The organism is Nostoc sp. UHCC 0870, assembly GCF_022063185.1.
Lineage (GTDB): Bacteria > Cyanobacteriota > Cyanobacteriia > Cyanobacteriales > Nostocaceae > Trichormus.
Window position 1 is genome coordinate 1,918,431 of record NZ_CP091913.1, and the last position, 18,738, is coordinate 1,937,168.

The following is an 18,738-nucleotide window of genomic DNA, read 5'->3' on the forward strand; positions in this document are numbered from 1 at the left end:
ATTACTAATGCTCAAAACTAGATTTATCTAGCTTATTTAATTGTTCTATTGACTGCATCAGCTGTATCTTCAGCTCGTCGCTGAATGCTTTTCCCCGTATCTGTTGCTCCACGTTGAACATTTTTCACTAAGTCTTCAGCAGCATTTTGGGTGTTTTCTCTGACATTTTCCAATCCGCGCTGAGTTCCTTTAGCAACGCCTTCACGCACTTCTTCAGCAGAACTACCCACATCTTCACCGAGGTTCTTCACTCTTTCACCTAAAGGTGTACCTTGGCGATAATTGCGGACATATTGTTCTGTGCTATCAACGCCCTTTTGTTCGACATTTCTTTTCGCCATGTCTCGCAAAGCTTTAGCTTTGGCTTCTGCTGCTTTTTCATCGGCTCTGGCTCTGGGATCTACATCACTAAAGTTGTTCATCCCACCTTGAGGTGCGTTAAGAGGATAGCTTTTTGTGGAGTCGTATCTTTCGACATTAGGAGGTTGACCTGCGGGCTGTGATGGTTGTGCTGCTATTCCTGGACGGTTACAAGCCTGTGCTGTTAAGAGAAACACTCCTGCTAAGAAAGCTGTGAAGATTTTTAGAGGACGAAGGTTTTTTAGCCAATCAATAACTCTTTGCATGGGGGTACTCCTTGAATTTTTTTAAATCGATGAAACATTCACCAAAATGAAATTTTGATGCTGGAAAACGGCAAATAATGTTATCTACCAACTGCGGGATTTTTTTGTAACTCAGGTCTTGCACTGGCTTCATCAGCTTTTTCTTTCAAAAAACCAGAAGCCTCTTCCAAATTTTCTTGGACAGTTCCAATCCGTTTTTGAATGCGAGTTCCTACATCTGGTTCACGCTGAATTAAACCACCTGGTTTTGGCTGTTGGTAGTCTTTTTGCGTAATGATTGGCAATTCTCCTTCCTTTAACACTCTCCCTGTTGGTGTTTCTGCACCTGGGTAGAGTAATTCAGATTCTCTATTAGCAGCAATCAATATATGTGTGTTGCTTTGTAGGCTAGCTTGGTCATTTTCCTTACTGGTCTTTGTGTTAGTGATTTTTGGGTCTGTAGACATCCTATATTTGGTATATTTGTCTCCACCATTTTTATAAGGATTATTAGCACCACCAGCTTGTACAGCAGGATTTTGGGGATTCGCACCTTGGGGATTAGCTTGACTACAAGCAGTGCTAAAGATTAACAATAGACCACCAGCTAAAAATACAGTAAAAACTTGACGCAGGCGCAATTTTTTCCATAAAGATATTAGACTGTTCACTACTTACTCCTTTTAACTAATAACAAGCTTACTCACTTATTTATGTGTATTAAATAAGTGGAGCTTTGTGTGCTAGTTTTGTGGTTTTAGTTAACTACTAAATGGACCAATAGTTACTAATATTAGGTGATAAAAACTAACTTTTCCTCTAGCGTAAGTCACATTTTTGTGTTCGCCAATGTGCTATATTTATCTAACTACAGAGAGAGAAAATTAAAAATAATTAGTAATTGTAAATTTATAATTGCTTAAAATATAATGCTTTCATAAGCAGTTTTATTTTATTTTTGATTATTGAAAGCTACAAAATATTAACGATTCAAAGAAGTTAAGGATATTTTTTTACGAATTATAAAATATGAATTTTTTCCAGCATTTTTGGATAAAATATATTCTTTAGCTGATGTAAAATATATACAAGAACCCCACCCCCAACCCCCTCCCCGCTTGCGGGGAGGGGGCTATGATATACCTCATGTGATTAGGAAACACTGTATAGCTTTTGTTGGTTGATTGAGGTACTAACGCACCAAATAAATTGACCAAATAGCCATTGCTCGTAAATATGTACTAGCGCGGAAAGTCCCGACGGGTGTAATGGCTTCTGGGGTACGGAATTGCAAACCATTGCTGTAAATTTGCTGTACTACTGCTTGGGTTAGTCTTAATGCTTCATCTTTCATTCCCATCTGTACCAAAAATGCTGCTAACCCAAAGTTAATTCCTGTCCAAACTTCTAGAGGATGGGTAGCTTTGGGGTTTTCTGGTGAACCATCGGGACGTACACCATTAGCAGCACCAAATTCACCATTGTAGAATTTAAGGAAGCAGGAATCATATATAGTTCTTAAAGCAGAAATAGCGCGATCGCTCGGCACAATCTCCGGTAAATTGAGTAAACCAGCATAAAATTGCCCGCACAATTGATCTGCCATCACTACATCAGAACCGCTTTCACTGTCTAGTCGGTAATATTGACCGTTCCAGAGTTTTTCTTGATAGATAGGTAAGGATTTTGCTAACCAAGTCTCATAAATAGACTTTTGATTGATTAATTCTGGCTGATTTTTGATTAAAATATCGCTAATGGCGATCGCTGCTTCTAACGCTGCCATCCATAAACCACCACAATACGCGCTTACTCCTTGCAGTCGCCAATCATCAAAAGTTTGATCAGGTGCGCCGGAGTTTTCAGGAATGCCATCTCCATCTAAATCAAAGGTTTTGACATAATCTAAGGTTTGGACAATTGCATCCCAACAATCTTTGAGAAACTGAATATCATTTGCACCAGTTAACAGATAATCCCGGTAAACCAGCAAAACAAAATCACAGCCTAAATCCTTCCACAAATTACAGTCTTGATAACTGGTGTAGTTGGTTTTCTCCCAAACGTGTTCATTAGGTGCGCCTAAATCATGGGGTGTTGCACCTATAGATTTACGCACAGCTAGGGGACTTTCTGCGCCGATGGTGTAGTAATAACCAATCACGCGGGGGGTATCATCACCTTGGGGAATTGCCCGCGCAAAGGCACGCATCACCGATTTTTCTAGTTCTGGGAACAGTAACAACAGTCCGAAAGAACCGTATAACCTGACATCTAAACTTTCATACCAACGGTAATCTAAACACTCTAGTACAGCAAACTGACCAATAGGATAGTTTTTGGTGGCTGCACTCCAGAGTGTACCACCACTGGTAAGGTCGTAAAGCTCATTAAATAGAGCCATTTTAAACCAGTTAGGCAAGTCTTCCCGGTCGAGAATCGGTTGTTGCCAAGCTTGTATTTTTTCCTGCCAAGTTGGATACTGTTCTAAAGCAGTAGTAGCGATCGCCCAAGCATTGTTACCATTAGTACCAAAAAAGTCTGTATATCTGCGGTTATAATTCACCCCGGCAGCAAATTCTGTAACTGGGAAATCCCAAGCCAGAACAAAGGGAATTTCTAGACTTTCCCCTGGTTGGAGAGTGAAACGGACTGCGATCGCTGCCCCGATTTGTTCATTTTCTCCGGCTGGGGTAGTATCTATATAATCAGGTAAAGAACCATCCAACCCAAAGCTTTGCCATATCTCATCCCCCTTACCATCGGGATTCCAGCGACTATGATGAAAAACTTCTACTTGGGGATGTTTTTTCGTCGCAATACACCAACTACCCTCACCTTCCTGTAAAGGTTCTGTAATACCCTCCCGTCCTAAAAAGCAACCCAAAGCTTGGGGACTTTCCACTAAATAATTGTAATTACCCCGACTCTCACCCAAACGCGGCTGATATTCATAAACTGGACTACCATCATCCCGCACCTTCACCTCTGGAGATTTAAGGGCATTAGTAAACCAGCCCGTCATGTTCTGCCAAGTCAGCATAATACTGAGAGTGATAGGTGCATTGGTGGGATTATGAGCCTGCCAAACAAACACCGCCACAGGGTAACTAGTTTCTTGGTAATTATCCGCCCAGATAGGGGAAAACTGCTCACAGGTTAGCTGTGTTTGCAAGACATTTTCATACACAAACCAGCTACGCGGATATAGTGCGTGATATGTACCAGTCTCCTGTGTAGCGGTAGAAGCTGGATACCATTGCACAGATTGCAGACTACCATCTTCAGGTGCTGTTGTAGCTAAAGCATAAGCTTGGGAAGATGTGCCATGAGATTCAAACACACTAAATTGACAAGCAGGGATATTTTGGAACAGATGCTCACCGCCGTCAATATGCCAGAGGTTAAAATCTCCCCGCGAAGAACGCCCGATGCAGCCAGCACCGAAGCCTCCCAAGGGCATCCCATGCCAAGCTCCATCATCAATATTACTAGCGTAGCGAACGGTATAAGGCTTATCCCAGCCTAAACCGATAGGACGATTCCAAGTACAAGCAGGAATTTGCGGGGAGAATTGAGTGGTCATTACCTAGTGTCACAGTGCAGTTATGCTAAGGAAGCTTAACGCGATGTGTCAATTTTCTCAAGTAGAGAGTTTGCAATTGAAATGGAGTGGCTTGAGCCATCACATTTCCACTCCCTGGGGGAAAGGGAATAGGTAAAATCTGATTTTAACTACTGGCAAACACTTGTACCACTAGCTTTAGTAACAGAGGAGGCATCAAATTCGCCTCCATCAAATTCGCCGATTACGGTTACTTGATCACCAGCCGATATGTGCCTGGTAGTATTATCTCCACAGATATCATAAGTATCAACTGTGATGGAACGACCACTGGTATTTAAGCGAAATCCATCTTCCCAAACTCGCTGAACTCTACCAGAAAAGGAATTACCTTGATTTTGAGCAAATGCTGGTACAGATGCCAGAATGACAACACCGAGAAATAAGAGTCTTGTGGGGTTTAATCTCATGATTTAACTCCTTAATTCTAGGAAGTATTAAGAATTGCTTAATAATTTCATGCTATCAGATTCAACTAGATTGCAGGATAACCAGTTTCTATCATTGAAATCAGCATAAATCTATCAGTATTGTCAGTTTATTCAGCAATGCGAATAACTGGGATAAGATAATTTGTCAACGTAAACGCATCTACCCCCAATTCTGTACGTTCTTGCGCTGCTAAAATCCCAGCTTGGGCGTGCCACCATGCCGCCGTTGCTACAATATCTTCTACAGGCAATTCTTTAGTAACGGCTTGGGCTAATAATCCCCCAATTAAGCCTGTTAACACATCCCCACTCCCGCCACGGGCTAAAGCTGGGGTACTTTCGGGGTTAATCCAGACTATACCGTGGGGATTGGATATCGCAGTTCTCGCACCTTTCAACAATACTACTGACTCACTCTGGATTGCTGCTTCTCTCACAGATGCTATCCTGTCTCGTTTCGCATCAGGTAAATGAGGAAATAAGCGTTGAAATTCTCCTGTATGGGGTGTGAGTACAGTTATAGCTTGACGCTGTTGTAATGTGGGGATGGTGTCTAGCCCTGCCAGAATATTTAAACCATCAGCATCGAGAATTAAAGGGCGATCGCTGTTTATCACTTCCTCGACAATAGGAGTAGCATCTGTAGTTAACCCAGGGCCACAGGCGATCGCACTATAGGCATTTAAATCGGTCTTCTCTGGTAATTGTAACTGAGCGATCGCACCAGTTTCCGTCTCTGGGCAACCAATAATCAACGCTTCCGGCAAATGGGACACCAAAAGCGGCTTGAGAGACTCAGGTACAGCCACAGACAGCATCCCCACACCACTCGCCCTAGCACCCAAAGCCGTTAAAATTGCCCCACCTGCATAACGCCGCGAACCGCAAATTAACAGTAAGTGTCCTTCCTTATATTTGTGCGTTACTGGTGGACGGGGTAAGGGTAGGGTAGAAAGTGCCGTTACTGGGGTAATGCGTTTAATTTTGTGGGTGTCTCCTAGTACCGCTTGCACATCCGCTAAGGGAATATCAAAATCAATTAACTCAGCTTTACCCACATACTCCAAAGCCTGATCTTGCAATAAACCTAACTTCCACAAACCCAAACACAGGGTATAAGTTGCACGGATAGCCGTCCCCAATACCTCGCCTGTATCAGTATGCAAACCTGAAGGCACATCAATACTAATAATTGGTTTATCCCAGTCATTAAAATGATTAATTGCTGAAGCGATGGGATCAGCGATCGCTCTTTCTAAGCCAAATCCAAATAATCCATCAACTAAAAAATCACAATCAGGCAACTGTTCAATATCTTGATAACAGGGGATACCCAAACTTTGAGCATATTGTAAATGCTGTGAAGTTAATTCCTTAAATTTAGAAAAAGGTGCATACATCCAAACCTTGTAATCTTGAAAATGTAACTCACGGGCTACAACCAACGTATCACCACCATTATGTCCGGGGCCGACAAGGATACCGACACGGCGACTGGAGTAAATATCTTGAATACGCCTAGTGATTAGTCCCGCCACTTTCTCCATTAAAGCGGCTACGGGCATTCCCGCTACAAATATCCGCCCTTCAATGTCGCGCATTTGAGCAGCAGTGACGACAACTTGGGAAATTTGTTCGTTTCTAGTCAGCACTTCACCTTACCATCAATTATGGATTAGCTGGCACATATCAATAATCTATAGCGCAACGCCTAGACAAATTCAGTAAAACAACCCAGAAAAATCAAACTATGTTTTTCCGAAATTGTTGCTATAGCCCCAGTAGTTCTACTTGGTCAATTAAAACACACTCTCATTTCGAGTAAAGGGAGAACAATATGCGAAATGTTTTGTCAGGATGTTTAGTTTTTGCTGGATTAATGTCAGCAACACCAGCTTTGGCGGGGGAAGTACTCATAACTCCCAATTTTATTTTCACCTGTCAAAATCAATGCGTAGTAATACAGTATAGGGATGGCAACCCCGTCCAAGTCCGGGATTCAAACGGCGGGACGGTTGTAGTTGAACAGAGGCGGCAGTACACAAATGCAGTGCAGTAGTTGCTGATTTAGGGTGTTGTACCAAAAATGTACCAAAAACACCACTTGTTAGGGACAGGTTATTGGAGAAAGATGTTATTTTCATCTGAATACCTGTCCCTTTACTGATCCCAAAGCGAAGTTAAAATGCTCACTTAGTGTATCCTCAGCATTTCATTGCCACCACGCTGTAACTCATACTCAACCTTGTTAATTTCACATTGGTATCCCTGCTTTTCTAGCTGTTCTACTATAAATTGCAGGTGCGGCGATCGCTTACCTGCTTTTGAGAGAAGTTATTGACAATGGAAGTTGTTCCTATTGGGACTAAGATCCACCTGAAAACAGTTCGAGCAAAGATTTCCAAACAGTAATGTAAAAATTGCCCCCAATCTCGTTTCGTACCAGTTCAAAAGGAATTCCTTGGCTACCAATAAACGGACGTAACCGCCAACCTAACTGCATTCCCACAATTGCATAAATCACAATCCAGAGGCGGAGTAGGAGATTATTCAAGGGTTGTTCCATGCGAAAGGCAATGTATGACGATCCCCTATACAGGTATCGTACTCCATATATGCCACACAGAGCGAAGATCAGCACGTGCATCAGGATTAAAAACTGGTAGTTATCCGGCGTGGTGAGGGTGAAGAAAAAGGCAATGGGAGCTAAACTTACTAGCAAAATTGTTGTAGTTCCCAAAGTCATCATCATCAGGGCGACAGTTTGAAGAAACTTAAAACGTTGTCCCAGCAATACATTGAAGGTATAGAGTGATGGAACACAAATCAATGCTGTGAATAAAAAGAGAATAGGTAATTTGATTGCAGATGACAATGCTTGCAATACCCCGTTATACATACCCATGACTAGGCCATAAATACTGGATAGCAGGATAGAGAGAACAGACATTGACCAAATAATTCTAGTCAAATCTTTTTGGCTGTGTATCTGCTCAAACAGGGCTGTTTGCGCCCTCAGAATATAGTCGAGAAAGTAAAAAGCCAGGCGAACAACACCGTTATTCTCAATCGCCTGACGCAGTGCTTGAAGTTCTTTTTGGGAATATTCGTAGCGTTCTGCATGAGGTTTAGACGGGCGTTTGGCAGAACCGGAGGTATCCTCAGAGTAGAAGGTAATGATATCAGGCTCTGGGGGTTCTTGTCTTCGATAGCTTGATTCAAAAATGCCTGATTTATCGTGTTCTGGGTCAGAGGGTACTGGGTTATTGTCCTTATTCATACTTTTCTCTCAGAAATCATAATATATCTAAGATAACCAATGATAATTCATTAGAGTTGTTCAGAAATACACCTATGATCCTTGTTTTGTAAGGTTAAAAGCCTAATTTTGTGAAAAGTATATTATAGTAAATACTTTTAGTATTTAAGTCATTAAAGATGCTTAGATTTTTACATGATACTGAGACTTCGATCAGGATATTTTGTCCACCTGATGATAGCTGAATGGCTTGACCGTCAGGCAAACTTACGGGAATTTATGTTGCGATTCCTATCCTGCAATAAGGGACTTCCAGATAAAAAAATATCCAAATTGTAGGGTGCGTCAGTGCGATAGAACCTAACTATACTCAGAAATTATTCATACTGACGCACCCTACCCAACCATCAATTGCGGATAATTTATAAATCATCTCTTATGGTTTAGTAGTAAGGACTTTAGTCCTCAAAAAAGAGCTAGAGCCACTTACTACAAAACTAATTCCCTAAACTAAAAACGGACGTGCTAAGAAAAAGCTGGAAATTGTCTTAGAATCTACAGGTTCTCCTTCCAGAATGGCTTTTTCTAGTTCTTCGGGAGTGAAAAATACAATCTCAATATCTTCGTCTTCGTCTTGTTTGGGTGGTGTGTCTAACTTTTCTACATCTCTGGCGAGGTAGGCGTAGATAATCTCATCGGAATAGCCTGGTGCTAGGAAAAACTCGCCTAATTTGTCCCATTTCTCTGCGCTATGTCCGGTTTCTTCTTGAATTTCACGCTTCACTGTCTCTAGAGGATCTTCGTTGGGTTCTAAAGTTCCTGCGGGAAATTCTAATATTCTTCCTTGAATTGCAAAGCGATATTGGCGTACAAGTATCAGTTTACCTTCCGCAGTCACAGGCACAGCTAAAGCACCGCCGGGGTGACGAATGCACTCCCATTCTCCTTCTGCTTTGTTGGGTAAACGCAAGCGATTCACTTCAAAGTCAAACTTGCGCCCCTTATAGAATAGGCGTTGTTTTAATAGCTGTGGTAATTCTCTACCTAGTGGCATAGTTAAATTCTATTGTTTATAAATGCACAAAATCACACTGGAGTTGGCGATCGCACCAGCGTTTTCTGCGTTGATTGAGTGGTAACTTTAGCTGCTCTTTAACAAATGTACATCAGAACAGTCTACTTTTTTTACCAGTTGTTTGATTGCTAATCCGGAAACTGGCTCTATCCAGTCTGGGGCAATTTCTACCAATGGTACTAAGACAAAGGCTCGCTCGTGCATTCGGGGATGGGGAATCTGGAGGTTTGGGGTATCGAGAATTAAGTCATCGTACAGCAGTATATCTAGATCCAGCGATCGCGCTCCCCAACGTTCTCGACGCACCCGCCCAAATTTCTGCTCTGTCGCTAGCAATGTGTCTAATAATTCCTGGGGACTCATTTTCACTTGCAAGATGATACAGGCATTGATGTAATCTGGTTGTGGCGGCCCTACAGCTTTGGTTCTATACCAACTGGATTTAGCTTCTAGTTCAATGCCTGGAATTGCGGTTAATGCCTGGGTTGCGGCTTCTAAAGTTGCCACTGAATCGCCAATATTACTGCCTAGAGCTAAGGCACTACGGACAACTTCGGCGATCGCTCTATTCTGCATCAAGTCTCTATTTAGGTAGATTGGTAAGGTCTCTAAGATATTTTTTTTTAATACTTTTGATAGTTTTTTGAAACTCAACAATTCATTAAAAGTAATATATTCATCTTGACAAAATAAGCATTAACTGAATGTCCAAATATATTTTGTGTATCAATGAATTCAGTTAATTAATTATGGGATATTATACTAACACGGAAAGTAGTTAGCCAAGCCAAAAACTATCATTTGGTTGCTAGCTTGTAACTACATTCAGCGAAGAACTAATGTGGAGCAACTTACCTCCTAGTTCCAGCAAAAGAAGAAAAGTGACCCAGATAAGGAGGAACTGCGCTTGTCGCCCGGTAATCATTTAGAGAAAGAAGAATCCACAAATGATCAATTACCACCCAACCGGTTGGGGAATACAAGGCAGTTGTTGCATCATATGAGTAGTGCAACATCTGGGATCATACATAGGTTCAGCAGTCGGGAGCGTCCATTTTATAGACGTGTGTGGTTTTGGGCAGGCTTGAGCTTGGGGGGTGGGATTATTGCTTTAAGCTACTTTATCTCCACAATAGATCGTACCTTACCTGATAAATCTGAACTAAAAACTGTCATCCGTGAGCAAACATTAACGATCAAAGCTGTTGATGGCAGTATATTACAACAGCAGGGCGAAGCAACTAGAGAACAACTCAATTTAGAAAAGATACCTGAGCAACTGCAACAAGCTTTTATTGCGATTGAAGATAGAAGATTTCCGCAACATGGGGGGATTGATCCCCAAGGTATTATTAGAGCAGCTGTGAGTAATTTGCGATCGCAAAATGTCGTAGAAGGTGGTAGTACGATCACCCAACAGCTAGCGCGCATTCTCTTCCTGAAACAAGAACGAACAATTTGGCGCAAACTTAAAGAAGTCCGCATAGCCCAAAAACTAGAACAAGAATTAACTAAAGACCAAATTCTAGAGCGTTATTTAAATTTAGTATATTTGGGTTCAGGGGCTTATGGTGTAGCAGATGCAGCCTGGGTGTACTTCAGTAAACCCGTAGACAAGCTGACCTTGGCGGAAATAGCTACCATAGCCGGACTCGCCCCTGCACCTAGTTCCTATTCCCCAGCTAATAGTCCCACATCTGCTGGGCAGAGGCGAAATTTGGTGTTGCAAAGGATGCAAGAAGAGGGATTTATCACAGCCGCCCAAAGACAAGCAGCATCACAAGAACCAATAAAACTCACATTAAGTTTACCGAAGAGGCTGCAATTAGAAGCCCCTTATTTTAGTAGCTACATTCTGCAAGAATTACCGAAGCACGTACCTGCTGATGTCCTGGCGAACGGGGGTTTAATTGTAGAAACTACCCTCAACTCAAATTGGCAAAAAGCAGCCGAAGCAGCAGTTAACAAAACTCTCAAAAATCAAGGTCGCTGGCAAAACTTTAAACAAGCGGCTTTAGTAGCCATAGACCCCCGCAACGGGGAAATTCAAGCAATGGTGGGAGGTAAAGACTTTGGTAAAAACCAATTTAACCGCGTTACCCAAGCCCAACGTCAACCAGGATCGACATTTAAAAGCTTTGTCTATGCTACCGCGATCGCTACAGGCAAAAGCCCCAACGACACATATTTAGATGCGCCTTTTGTCGTCGATGACTACGAACCCAAAAACTACGGGAAAACCTTCCGGGGTTCAATGAGTATGAATGATGCTCTGACGCGTTCCGTGAATGTAGTAGCTCTAAAAGTATTACTTGATATAGGATTCGAGCCTACTATCAATACAGCCCATAATATGGGCATTAAATCTAAACTTATACCTACCTATTCCCTATCTCTCGGCTCGAATGAAGTCAATCTTTTAGAATTAACTAGTGCCTATGGTACTTTTGCTACCCAAGGATTACACGCCCAACCTTATGGTATCCGTCGCATCCTCAACCGCAAAGGTGAGGTGATTTGGTCAGTAGATTCCCAACCCAAGCGAGTCCTTGACCCTACCACCGCCGCCATTATGACTTCGATGTTACGCAACGTTGTCGAATCAGGTACAGGTGCAGCCGCCCGATTAGATAAGCGACCAGTCGCCGGCAAAACCGGCACATCCGATGAAGCCCGTGATTTGTGGTTTATTGGTTACATTCCTCAAATAGTTGCCGGGGTATGGTTAGGAAATGATGACAATCGCCCCACCTCTGGTGCTAGTGGTAGTGCAGCCTACGCTTGGCATGAATTTATGGAAGTAGCGGTGGAGGGAATGCCAATAGAAAAGTTTCCCGATAAACCTAAACTAAAAGGTCGCAAGGGTAGCATTAAAGCTAAACCCATTAAGCCTAAAAAAGTCTTGCATGGTTCTCTTAACTCTGATGAAAAATCAGAAGAACAAGACGATACCCGCTCATCTAGAAGACGCAGAAGCAGCAACCAAGAAACAGATAATAATTCATCAAGAAGACGGCGACGCTATCGTCGTAGTCAAGAATCTAATTCTAGTGCTAATGCAGCAACTCCACCCAGAAGAGAGCGAACTAGAACAGTAGAATCAGGTTCTTCCAGGCCTCGTAGTTCTAGAGAGTCTTCATCCCCAGCTAGTTCTTCATCCCCCACACCTTCTTGGCGTGAAAGGCTAAGACCTAGAAATTAGCAGGGGGTAGGGGAGCAGGGAGCAAGGGAGCAGAACTCTTCAATTTTGAATTTTGAATTTTGTTAGCGCAGCGTAAAGCCTTCTCTACGAGAGGCTTGTCTGCGACACGCTACGCGAACGCCAACGGCATAGCTTCGCTTAGAGCGAGTCATCGAGCGTCATTTTGAATTGATTCGCCCCCTGCTACCTTGTCTCCCCCATACCCCACACCCCTACACCCCCACACCCCCACACCCCTAATTTTTTGCAAAACTGCATAACCTCAACCAGTCTGGAATTAAGAATGAATGTGAGGAGATACTGCTATTGAATTGATTCCAGATACTATGGCTTATGGGTATTGCATTCAGATATTGGCAGCTAGTAAGAATTGATGGGGCAGGAAAACGTAAAATCCAGGAAATTACGCCAGCTAAAGCATTTTTTGCTGATAAATTTCCCAAATATACACCTGACAACGATGTGCCAGATACAGAGGTACAACGAGAACTGCTGGAAATAGCTCAAACTGATAACACAGATAGATCATTGTTAGCAGAACGTTGTTTACTGTGTTTCATATCCTGGCAAATAGAGCAAGTTTGCTGGCAACTAGAAGCTCAATTTGGCAAGGCTCGCGGTTTTAATGGGAATGATTTGCTTCCCTATGTCTTAGATGATGATGGCAAATTAGGACAAACAGGCACTTATGAGTGCTTGGGGCGCAAAATTTTGCAGAGTTTTGACTGGCAAAAAAGTAATCTGACAACTTGGATAAATATTCAGGTAAAACAGCATCCAGAATTGAATAAGTTTTTGTTGGATTTGGGACTGTACCGCGTCACTGATTGGGCAATATTGAATGATACTCAACCGAAAAAACTCCAGAAAGTTTTGGCTGATTTTCATTCTTTAACCTCTAAAGAAATTGAACATTTTCTAGCACTGTTAAAAAGCTACCACATAATTTATAAATCCCAAAGATTGCAGCAATGTGCTTTAGGTAATAGGGGAATATGCCCACAACCAACAACTCAACAACTACAGCAAATTGCTTTGAGGTTACAAAATCAAATCGGTCAAAATTTAGATAATCAAACTGTAATGATGCAATTACAGGAGTTGGCTAATTATTTGCGAGAATATCGCATTTACCATAAAAGTGGTTCTCTACCAACAGTTGCAGAATATTCCATTGACGTAGCTGATGTGAAAGACAGTGATGAAAATGAAAACAAACAAATAGAATTTTTACAGTTATATCGTTCTCAATTTTGGGTATGTTTAGATGAATCATTGGATATAGTTGTAACTAGCTGGGTGAAAAAATTACAACTGAAGAAGGGAAATAAAGCGCGAAACTTTTTAAAAGCACTGCAATTATTTCACTGTAAAAAAATGTCGATGACAGACATTGCTCGTAATTTAGGATTAAGGGCGCAAGATGCAGTTACTCGCTTACTAAACTTGAAAGATTTTCGTAGTGATGTTCAAAGAGAGTTTTTACAAAAACTATGCGATTGCGTGATTGATTTAGCAGGTAATTACTCTCACCCAGACAAACTAAAAAATCTCGAACATCAGTTAGCATCCATACTACACAGTCAAAGTTCTGCTTTATTTAGAGAGGCAGAAGTTGAAGCAAGAACCGTAAAAAATAACTCCCCAAATAGTATTTTTTCTAAAAAACTGTGTCGTTATCTAGATTCGTTAAATGTAGAAATATGAATAACTTATCAAGCCAAAATTTCCAATTACAGTCAGACTACGAAATTATATCTCCAGCAGCAATTAATCTGACATCTGAGCAGATTATGGAAGCGGCAAAACTCAGCCATCAAATTCCTAATTTATCACGACAATGGCAAACTTATATTAATAGTCTAGCTTTATTTGCCTTTGAAGCATGGCTAAAAGAAAGGGCAGATGCTTTGACTATTAAACGAGAAAAATGCACAGTTTTACAACCAGCATTAGCAAATGCGATCGCAGTTGTAGCTAACTTGCAAGTAGGGGAATTTAAAATCTGCTTAATTCCCACTGACAGCTTTGATGATTTAGCAGTAACTCTACCTCAATCAGTCATAGATTTACCAGAATACATTCCTCATTTTTATGTGTTGCTGGAAGTTCTAGAAGAACAAGGAACGGCTGTAATTTCTGGTTTTTTATCCTATAAGGAGTTTGTAGAAAATCAAGCAAAAGCAAATCTACAACCGAAATCAGACTGGAGTTATCAATTGCCGTTAAATTGGTTTAATTTTGATGCAAATACTTTATTATTATATTTGCATTGTTTAAAACCAGAAGCAATTAATTTACCAGCTATTCCTCAGCATCGCGCTCAAACTTTAGCAATCATGCAAACTAAATTAACAGCATTATTACCACAATTAAAATCACCTGAGCGCGAACTATGGGAAGTATTAACTTGGGAACAAGCAACTACTATTTTGACTAATCCAGATTTACTCAGTTGGATTTATAACTATCAAACACAAGCACCAGATTCTAGTCTCAAAACTAACTTAAAAGATTTATTTCAACTATGCACACAACCAGCATTAAATGTGGGACGTTGGCTGTGGGATGAATTGGATGAATTAGCTCAGGAATTTTCTTGGAAATTATTACCTAGTTTCACACCTGCGGTAATGATGCGAAGTCCGATAGAAGAATTTCAGGCAATTATTCACCAATTACAACACCAAGGTTTAGAAATTCCCTCTCAGGCGCGGGGTGCTTATCAAGATTTACTCTTAGCAGGAATTTCTTTACGTCTGTATGCTGTGACTTGGCATTTATTATCTGAGCATGATTCCCATTTATGGACATTGTTGTTAATTTTAGGGACAACTGCACAGGATACTTTACCAAATCATTTAAAGTTGCGAGTGAGTGACCAAAGTAGTGTTTTATTAGAACAGGGAATAAATAAAGAACGGGGTGATGCTTATTTATTTACTCGTCTCATTGGTAGTTGGGATGAAAAGTTTTTAGTGAGTGTGAGTTTAACAGATGGGGTAGAAATTAATTTACCGCCATTTACTTTTTCCCCTGGGAAATTTTGTTAGTAATTCGTAATTCGTAATTCGTAATTCGTAATTTGTAATTCGTAATACCGCTACGCGGAAGCAAGCTACGTAATTCGTAATTAGGAAAGATGTAGGTTGGGTTAAGCGCAGCGCAACCCAACATTGATATTGAAAACTCAACATAGATTTTGGTGTTGGGTTTCCTTACGTCAACCCAACCTACAATTTTTTTTGCTAAATCTTCTATCAAAGATGGTGAAATGAATTTACTTTTGGTATAGATATTTATATTGTCCGATAATACGAGCAGAATCGGACACACATCGAGTGTTATTTATGAATGTCTCTAGTTTTTATTTAAAGGTTCAAGAATTTGGACAAATTTGCTCTTTTGAGTTGTCTTGGGGGGAAAATCAACAGCTTGGGGTGACGTTGGTTTATCCTGATGCACTCAAGTTAAAATATCAAGAATGGCAGCGAATTTATTTATGTTTCTACAATAGTGAATTGCGAGGTAAAGTAGAAGAAATCGGTAGTTTCGCAGCCCCGCAGATTGATTGGCGCGCTCGTTTAGTGGAAGCTGAAGCACAACTTTTATCTGAGTTTCATCACTGGTTACGTAGTGCAGAATTATATGAAATTAGGGCTACTATAGCTAAAGCAATTAAGGCTGATATTTTTCTCACCTGCAATTCTCTAGATTTAGCTCGCTTACCTTGGGAAGTCTGGGAAATTACAGAATTTGCTCTTGATTCTCATCAGTTGCGTATTGTTCGTACACCTATAAATAGACGAGATACAATTGCTAAAAATACTCGTCGGGGTAAAGCGAGAATTTTAGCTATTTTAGGTGATGAATCTGGGTTAGATTTTGCAAAAGAAAAGCAGGCTATCAGTTCTTTAAAATCTTTGGCTGATGTCACTTTTATTGGTTGGCAACCTCATGTAAGTATTCCCGAATTAAAAGCTCAGATTGTTAGAGAAATTGCTGCTGAACCAGGTTGGGATATTTTATTTTTTGCTGGACATAGTAATGAAACTAATTTAACAGGTGGGGAGTTGGGAATTGCCCCAAACACAGCTTTATTATTAAGTGAAATTGCCTCAGCATTAACTATTGCTAAAAATAGAGGCCTGCAAGTAGCAATTTTCAATTCTTGTAAAGGTTTGAGTATAGCTAATAAGCTAATTGATTTAGGTATTAGTCAAGTAGCTGTGATGCGAGAGCCAATTCATAATTGCGTTGCTGAGGAATTTTTTATCAAATTTATCAAAGCTTTGAGTGAATATAAAGATACCCATGAATCATTATTAACGGCTGCTCAGTATCTCAAATTAGAAAAAAGTTTGACGTATCCTAGTGCTTACTTGATTCCTTCTTTATTTCGTCATCCAGAAGCAGATTTATTTTGTCTCCAGCCATCCGGTTTAAAACAATTATCTCAAGATTTAAAGCCTAATTGCTCTGAAGCGATCGCTCTATCATTTATATTAATTATTAGCCTATTCTTACCTCTACAAAGATGGTTATTACAACAGCGAGTATTGGTACAAGCTATCTATCGTCAACTGACAAATCAAGTTGCAACTGTAGCCAATACCCCTATTTTATTGGTGCAAATTGATGAAGCTTCCATTAGGAAAGCTAATATTTCTGATCCTAAACCGATGAATCGTCAGTATTTAGCCAGTTTAGTAGATAAATTGACCACAAATAACGCCAGAGTAGTTGGGATTGATTATCTACTAGATCGACCGCAAAAACAAGGCGATCGCATTTTGGGTAATTCTCTCAAAACTGCTGTCTCTGCACCCCAACCGACATGGTTTGTCATGGCTGCAACTCAAAGTCTCAAGGGTGAATGGTTAGAGGCGTTACCAGAAATTGCTAGTCTGAATTGGAGTTTGCAAGGCGATATTAAAATTTTGCCTTGGTATATGCAATTGTTTCCTTTTGATGATTGGCAATCTCAGCCTTGGACTTTTAGTAGTTTATTGGTTTTAAGTTACGAATTGCAACAAATTACCAACGTACCCCAGCCGCAATTAGATAGTCAAACAGATTTTCTGCAACAAATCAATACTTTTCTCAAAGATGGTAACAAAAGTCATCAGACGATTTTGGCACAAGAGCGATCGCACCTGCAACCGATTACAGCTTTGAGTTATTGGCTAAATCAAATGTGGATGCACCCTATTATTGACTTTTCCATTCCTCCCGAAAAGGTATATCGTTCCATTCCCGCTTGGAAATTACTAGAAAATCAAGGTATTCCCCAAAACTTACAACAGCAAATTGTCATTATTGCGCCTGGGGGATATCAAGAAGCCGGAATTAGTAAAGATGGTGAAGATAATTCCCATGCAGATTTACCACCAGCAATTAAATACTGGCGGGAGCAAAAAAACTCTAGTAATAGAAATAAGGTGATTACAGGGGGTGAAGTTCATGCTTATATGACACATCATTTACTGACTCGGAGATTAGTTATACCCATTCCTGATTTGTGGTTAGTTGGTATCGCTATTTTACTCGGTAAAAGCTTATATTTATTGCTAATTAGAAATAATAAATTTTGCTGGCAACGGTTATTATTAGCAATGATAATTACTGGCTTTTATGGATTGTTTAGTTTACAGGCTTACATTTATGCCGCCATAATTTTACCTTGGGTTTTACCATCAATTACATTCTGGATTTACTTTTTACCTACTAATTTGCAGAGGAAAACAAATGCGTAAATTAATTATGTTCATCTCATTAATTGCTGTTTTTTCAGCTATCTTACCTGATTCATTTGTGGTGGCTGAACAAGAAAAATCACCATCTATATGGGGGAACATTTACCGGAGTATATTTAAAAGAAGAGAGCCACCGATAAATCCCCGTAACGGTGGTTCGCGTCCTCCTAGTTCAGTTTGTATGGTTTCTCCAGATGCGCCATCTGTAACTAGAACTATTTGGAGCGATCGCCCTGTATTTATTTGGCAAGGTAAGGCTACAGAAATCAAAGTTCTGATAGATGGAAATACAGATATATGGCATCAAGAATTAAATCACAATCAGCAAAATATCACTTATACAGGCAAGCCATTAACGCCAGGTGAAACTTATGATTGGATAGTTAATAACAATCAGTTTGTTTCATTTAAAATTATGGAGCAGCAAGAGCGCGATCGCATTACTTTTGACTTAGGAAATATTGAAAATAGACTCAAATCAAATGGAGCAAATATTGAGGCAATCGCCTATGCTAAAGCCAATTATTTCGCGGATAAAAATTTGTGGTCTGATGTAATACAACAGATTTATTCTGTACCAAAACCTTCGCCTGAATTAAAACAACTTCGTCGAGATATTACTCAAAAGTTATGTCAATAATGAAAGGTTTGTAGTGTTCGCGGAGCGTCTCGTAGAGAGAACTTTAGTTCTCTCTGCGTTCTCTCCGTTCCCTGCGGGACGCTACGCGAACGCGGAGCGTGTCGTAGACAGACGCTCCGCGAACAAATAAGGACTAAAGTCCTTA

The 18,738-nt window shown here is 40.5% G+C and carries 14 protein-coding genes; 5 read left to right on the forward strand and 9 right to left on the reverse strand.

The genetic code is table 11. From position 1 onward, the window contains the following. Positions 1 to 32: 32 nt before the first annotated feature. The 9 genes from L6494_RS08380 to folK form a co-directional block, all read right to left on the reverse strand. Positions 33 to 626 carry a hypothetical protein gene (locus L6494_RS08380; protein ID WP_237993713.1) on the reverse strand — a complete coding sequence of 198 codons (594 nt, stop codon included), beginning with the start codon at positions 624 to 626 and terminating at the stop codon, positions 33 to 35. 80 nt (positions 627 to 706) lie between these two features. After that, on the reverse strand, positions 707 to 1,276 hold the full coding sequence (locus L6494_RS08385; RefSeq protein ID WP_237993715.1) for a DUF6658 family protein: 570 nt from the start codon (positions 1,274 to 1,276) through the stop codon (positions 707 to 709). Between the two features lie 521 nt (positions 1,277 to 1,797). Beyond that, on the reverse strand, positions 1,798 to 4,191 hold the full coding sequence (locus L6494_RS08390) for a GH116 family glycosyl hydrolase (protein ID WP_237993717.1): 2,394 nt from the start codon (positions 4,189 to 4,191) through the stop codon (positions 1,798 to 1,800). Positions 4,192 to 4,340: 149 nt separating this feature from the next. Then, a complete protein-coding gene (locus tag L6494_RS08395; protein ID WP_237993719.1) occupies positions 4,341 to 4,640 on the reverse strand; it encodes a hypothetical protein in 300 nt (99 codons plus the stop codon). 128 nt (positions 4,641 to 4,768) lie between these two features. Beyond that, entirely contained in the window at positions 4,769 to 6,313 is a 1,545-nt protein-coding gene (locus L6494_RS08400; RefSeq protein WP_237993721.1) for an NAD(P)H-hydrate dehydratase, read from the reverse strand. Between the two features lie 282 nt (positions 6,314 to 6,595). After that, positions 6,596 to 6,805 (reverse strand): hypothetical protein, encoded by a 210-nt coding sequence (locus L6494_RS08405; RefSeq protein ID WP_237993723.1) that lies wholly within the window; start codon positions 6,803 to 6,805, stop codon positions 6,596 to 6,598. Between the two features lie 221 nt (positions 6,806 to 7,026). Beyond that, positions 7,027 to 7,941, reverse strand: a complete 915-nt coding sequence (locus L6494_RS08410; protein WP_237993725.1) for an actin-binding WH2 domain-containing protein — start codon at positions 7,939 to 7,941, stop codon at positions 7,027 to 7,029. A 484-nt stretch (positions 7,942 to 8,425) separates the two neighbouring features. Next, positions 8,426 to 8,974: an NUDIX hydrolase gene (locus L6494_RS08415; protein WP_237993727.1), complete on the reverse strand. Its 549-nt coding sequence runs from the start codon at positions 8,972 to 8,974 to the stop codon at positions 8,426 to 8,428. A gap of 87 nt (positions 8,975 to 9,061) precedes the next feature. Beyond that, positions 9,062 to 9,571, reverse strand: a complete 510-nt coding sequence (gene folK / locus L6494_RS08420) for a 2-amino-4-hydroxy-6-hydroxymethyldihydropteridine diphosphokinase (protein ID WP_237995915.1) — start codon at positions 9,569 to 9,571, stop codon at positions 9,062 to 9,064. Between the two features lie 331 nt (positions 9,572 to 9,902). Here folK and L6494_RS08425 point away from each other — a divergent pair, with 331 nt between their 5' ends. From L6494_RS08425 to L6494_RS08445, 5 genes are all read left to right on the forward strand, one after another. Beyond that, positions 9,903 to 12,197 (forward strand): transglycosylase domain-containing protein, encoded by a 2,295-nt coding sequence (locus L6494_RS08425; protein ID WP_237993729.1) that lies wholly within the window; start codon positions 9,903 to 9,905, stop codon positions 12,195 to 12,197. Between the two features lie 333 nt (positions 12,198 to 12,530). After that, positions 12,531 to 13,904 (forward strand): hypothetical protein, encoded by a 1,374-nt coding sequence (locus L6494_RS08430; protein WP_237993739.1) that lies wholly within the window; start codon positions 12,531 to 12,533, stop codon positions 13,902 to 13,904. Next, positions 13,901 to 15,250: a DUF1822 family protein gene (locus L6494_RS08435; protein WP_237993741.1), complete on the forward strand. Its 1,350-nt coding sequence runs from the start codon at positions 13,901 to 13,903 to the stop codon at positions 15,248 to 15,250. Before L6494_RS08430 ends, L6494_RS08435 begins: the two co-directional genes overlap by 4 nt. A 297-nt stretch (positions 15,251 to 15,547) precedes the next feature. Continuing rightward, positions 15,548 to 17,953, forward strand: a complete 2,406-nt coding sequence (locus L6494_RS08440) for a CHASE2 domain-containing protein (protein ID WP_237993743.1) — start codon at positions 15,548 to 15,550, stop codon at positions 17,951 to 17,953. After that, on the forward strand, positions 17,946 to 18,593 hold the full coding sequence (locus L6494_RS08445; RefSeq protein WP_237993745.1) for a hypothetical protein: 648 nt from the start codon (positions 17,946 to 17,948) through the stop codon (positions 18,591 to 18,593). Before L6494_RS08440 ends, L6494_RS08445 begins: the two co-directional genes overlap by 8 nt. Positions 18,594 to 18,738: the final 145 nt, after the last annotated feature.

Bases quoted from the DNA above. Each gene is read 5' to 3' on its own strand.
- L6494_RS08380 (WP_237993713.1), bottom strand. From the start codon at position 626: ATGCAAAGAGTTATTGATTGGCTAAAAAACCTTCGTCCTCTAAAAATC.
- L6494_RS08390 (WP_237993717.1), bottom strand. From the start codon at position 4,191: ATGACCACTCAATTCTCCCCGCAAATTCCTGCTTGTACTTGGAATCGT.
- L6494_RS08395 (WP_237993719.1), bottom strand. From the start codon at position 4,640: ATGAGATTAAACCCCACAAGACTCTTATTTCTCGGTGTTGTCATTCTG.
- L6494_RS08405 (WP_237993723.1), bottom strand. From the start codon at position 6,805: ATGAAAATAACATCTTTCTCCAATAACCTGTCCCTAACAAGTGGTGTT.
- L6494_RS08410 (WP_237993725.1), bottom strand. From the start codon at position 7,941: ATGAATAAGGACAATAACCCAGTACCCTCTGACCCAGAACACGATAAA.
- L6494_RS08415 (WP_237993727.1), bottom strand. From the start codon at position 8,974: ATGCCACTAGGTAGAGAATTACCACAGCTATTAAAACAACGCCTATTC.
- folK (WP_237995915.1), bottom strand. From the start codon at position 9,571: ATGCAGAATAGAGCGATCGCCGAAGTTGTCCGTAGTGCCTTAGCTCTA.
- L6494_RS08430 (WP_237993739.1), top strand. From the start codon at position 12,531: ATGGGTATTGCATTCAGATATTGGCAGCTAGTAAGAATTGATGGGGCA.
- L6494_RS08435 (WP_237993741.1), top strand. From the start codon at position 13,901: ATGAATAACTTATCAAGCCAAAATTTCCAATTACAGTCAGACTACGAA.
- L6494_RS08440 (WP_237993743.1), top strand. From the start codon at position 15,548: ATGAATGTCTCTAGTTTTTATTTAAAGGTTCAAGAATTTGGACAAATT.
- L6494_RS08445 (WP_237993745.1), top strand. From the start codon at position 17,946: ATGCGTAAATTAATTATGTTCATCTCATTAATTGCTGTTTTTTCAGCT.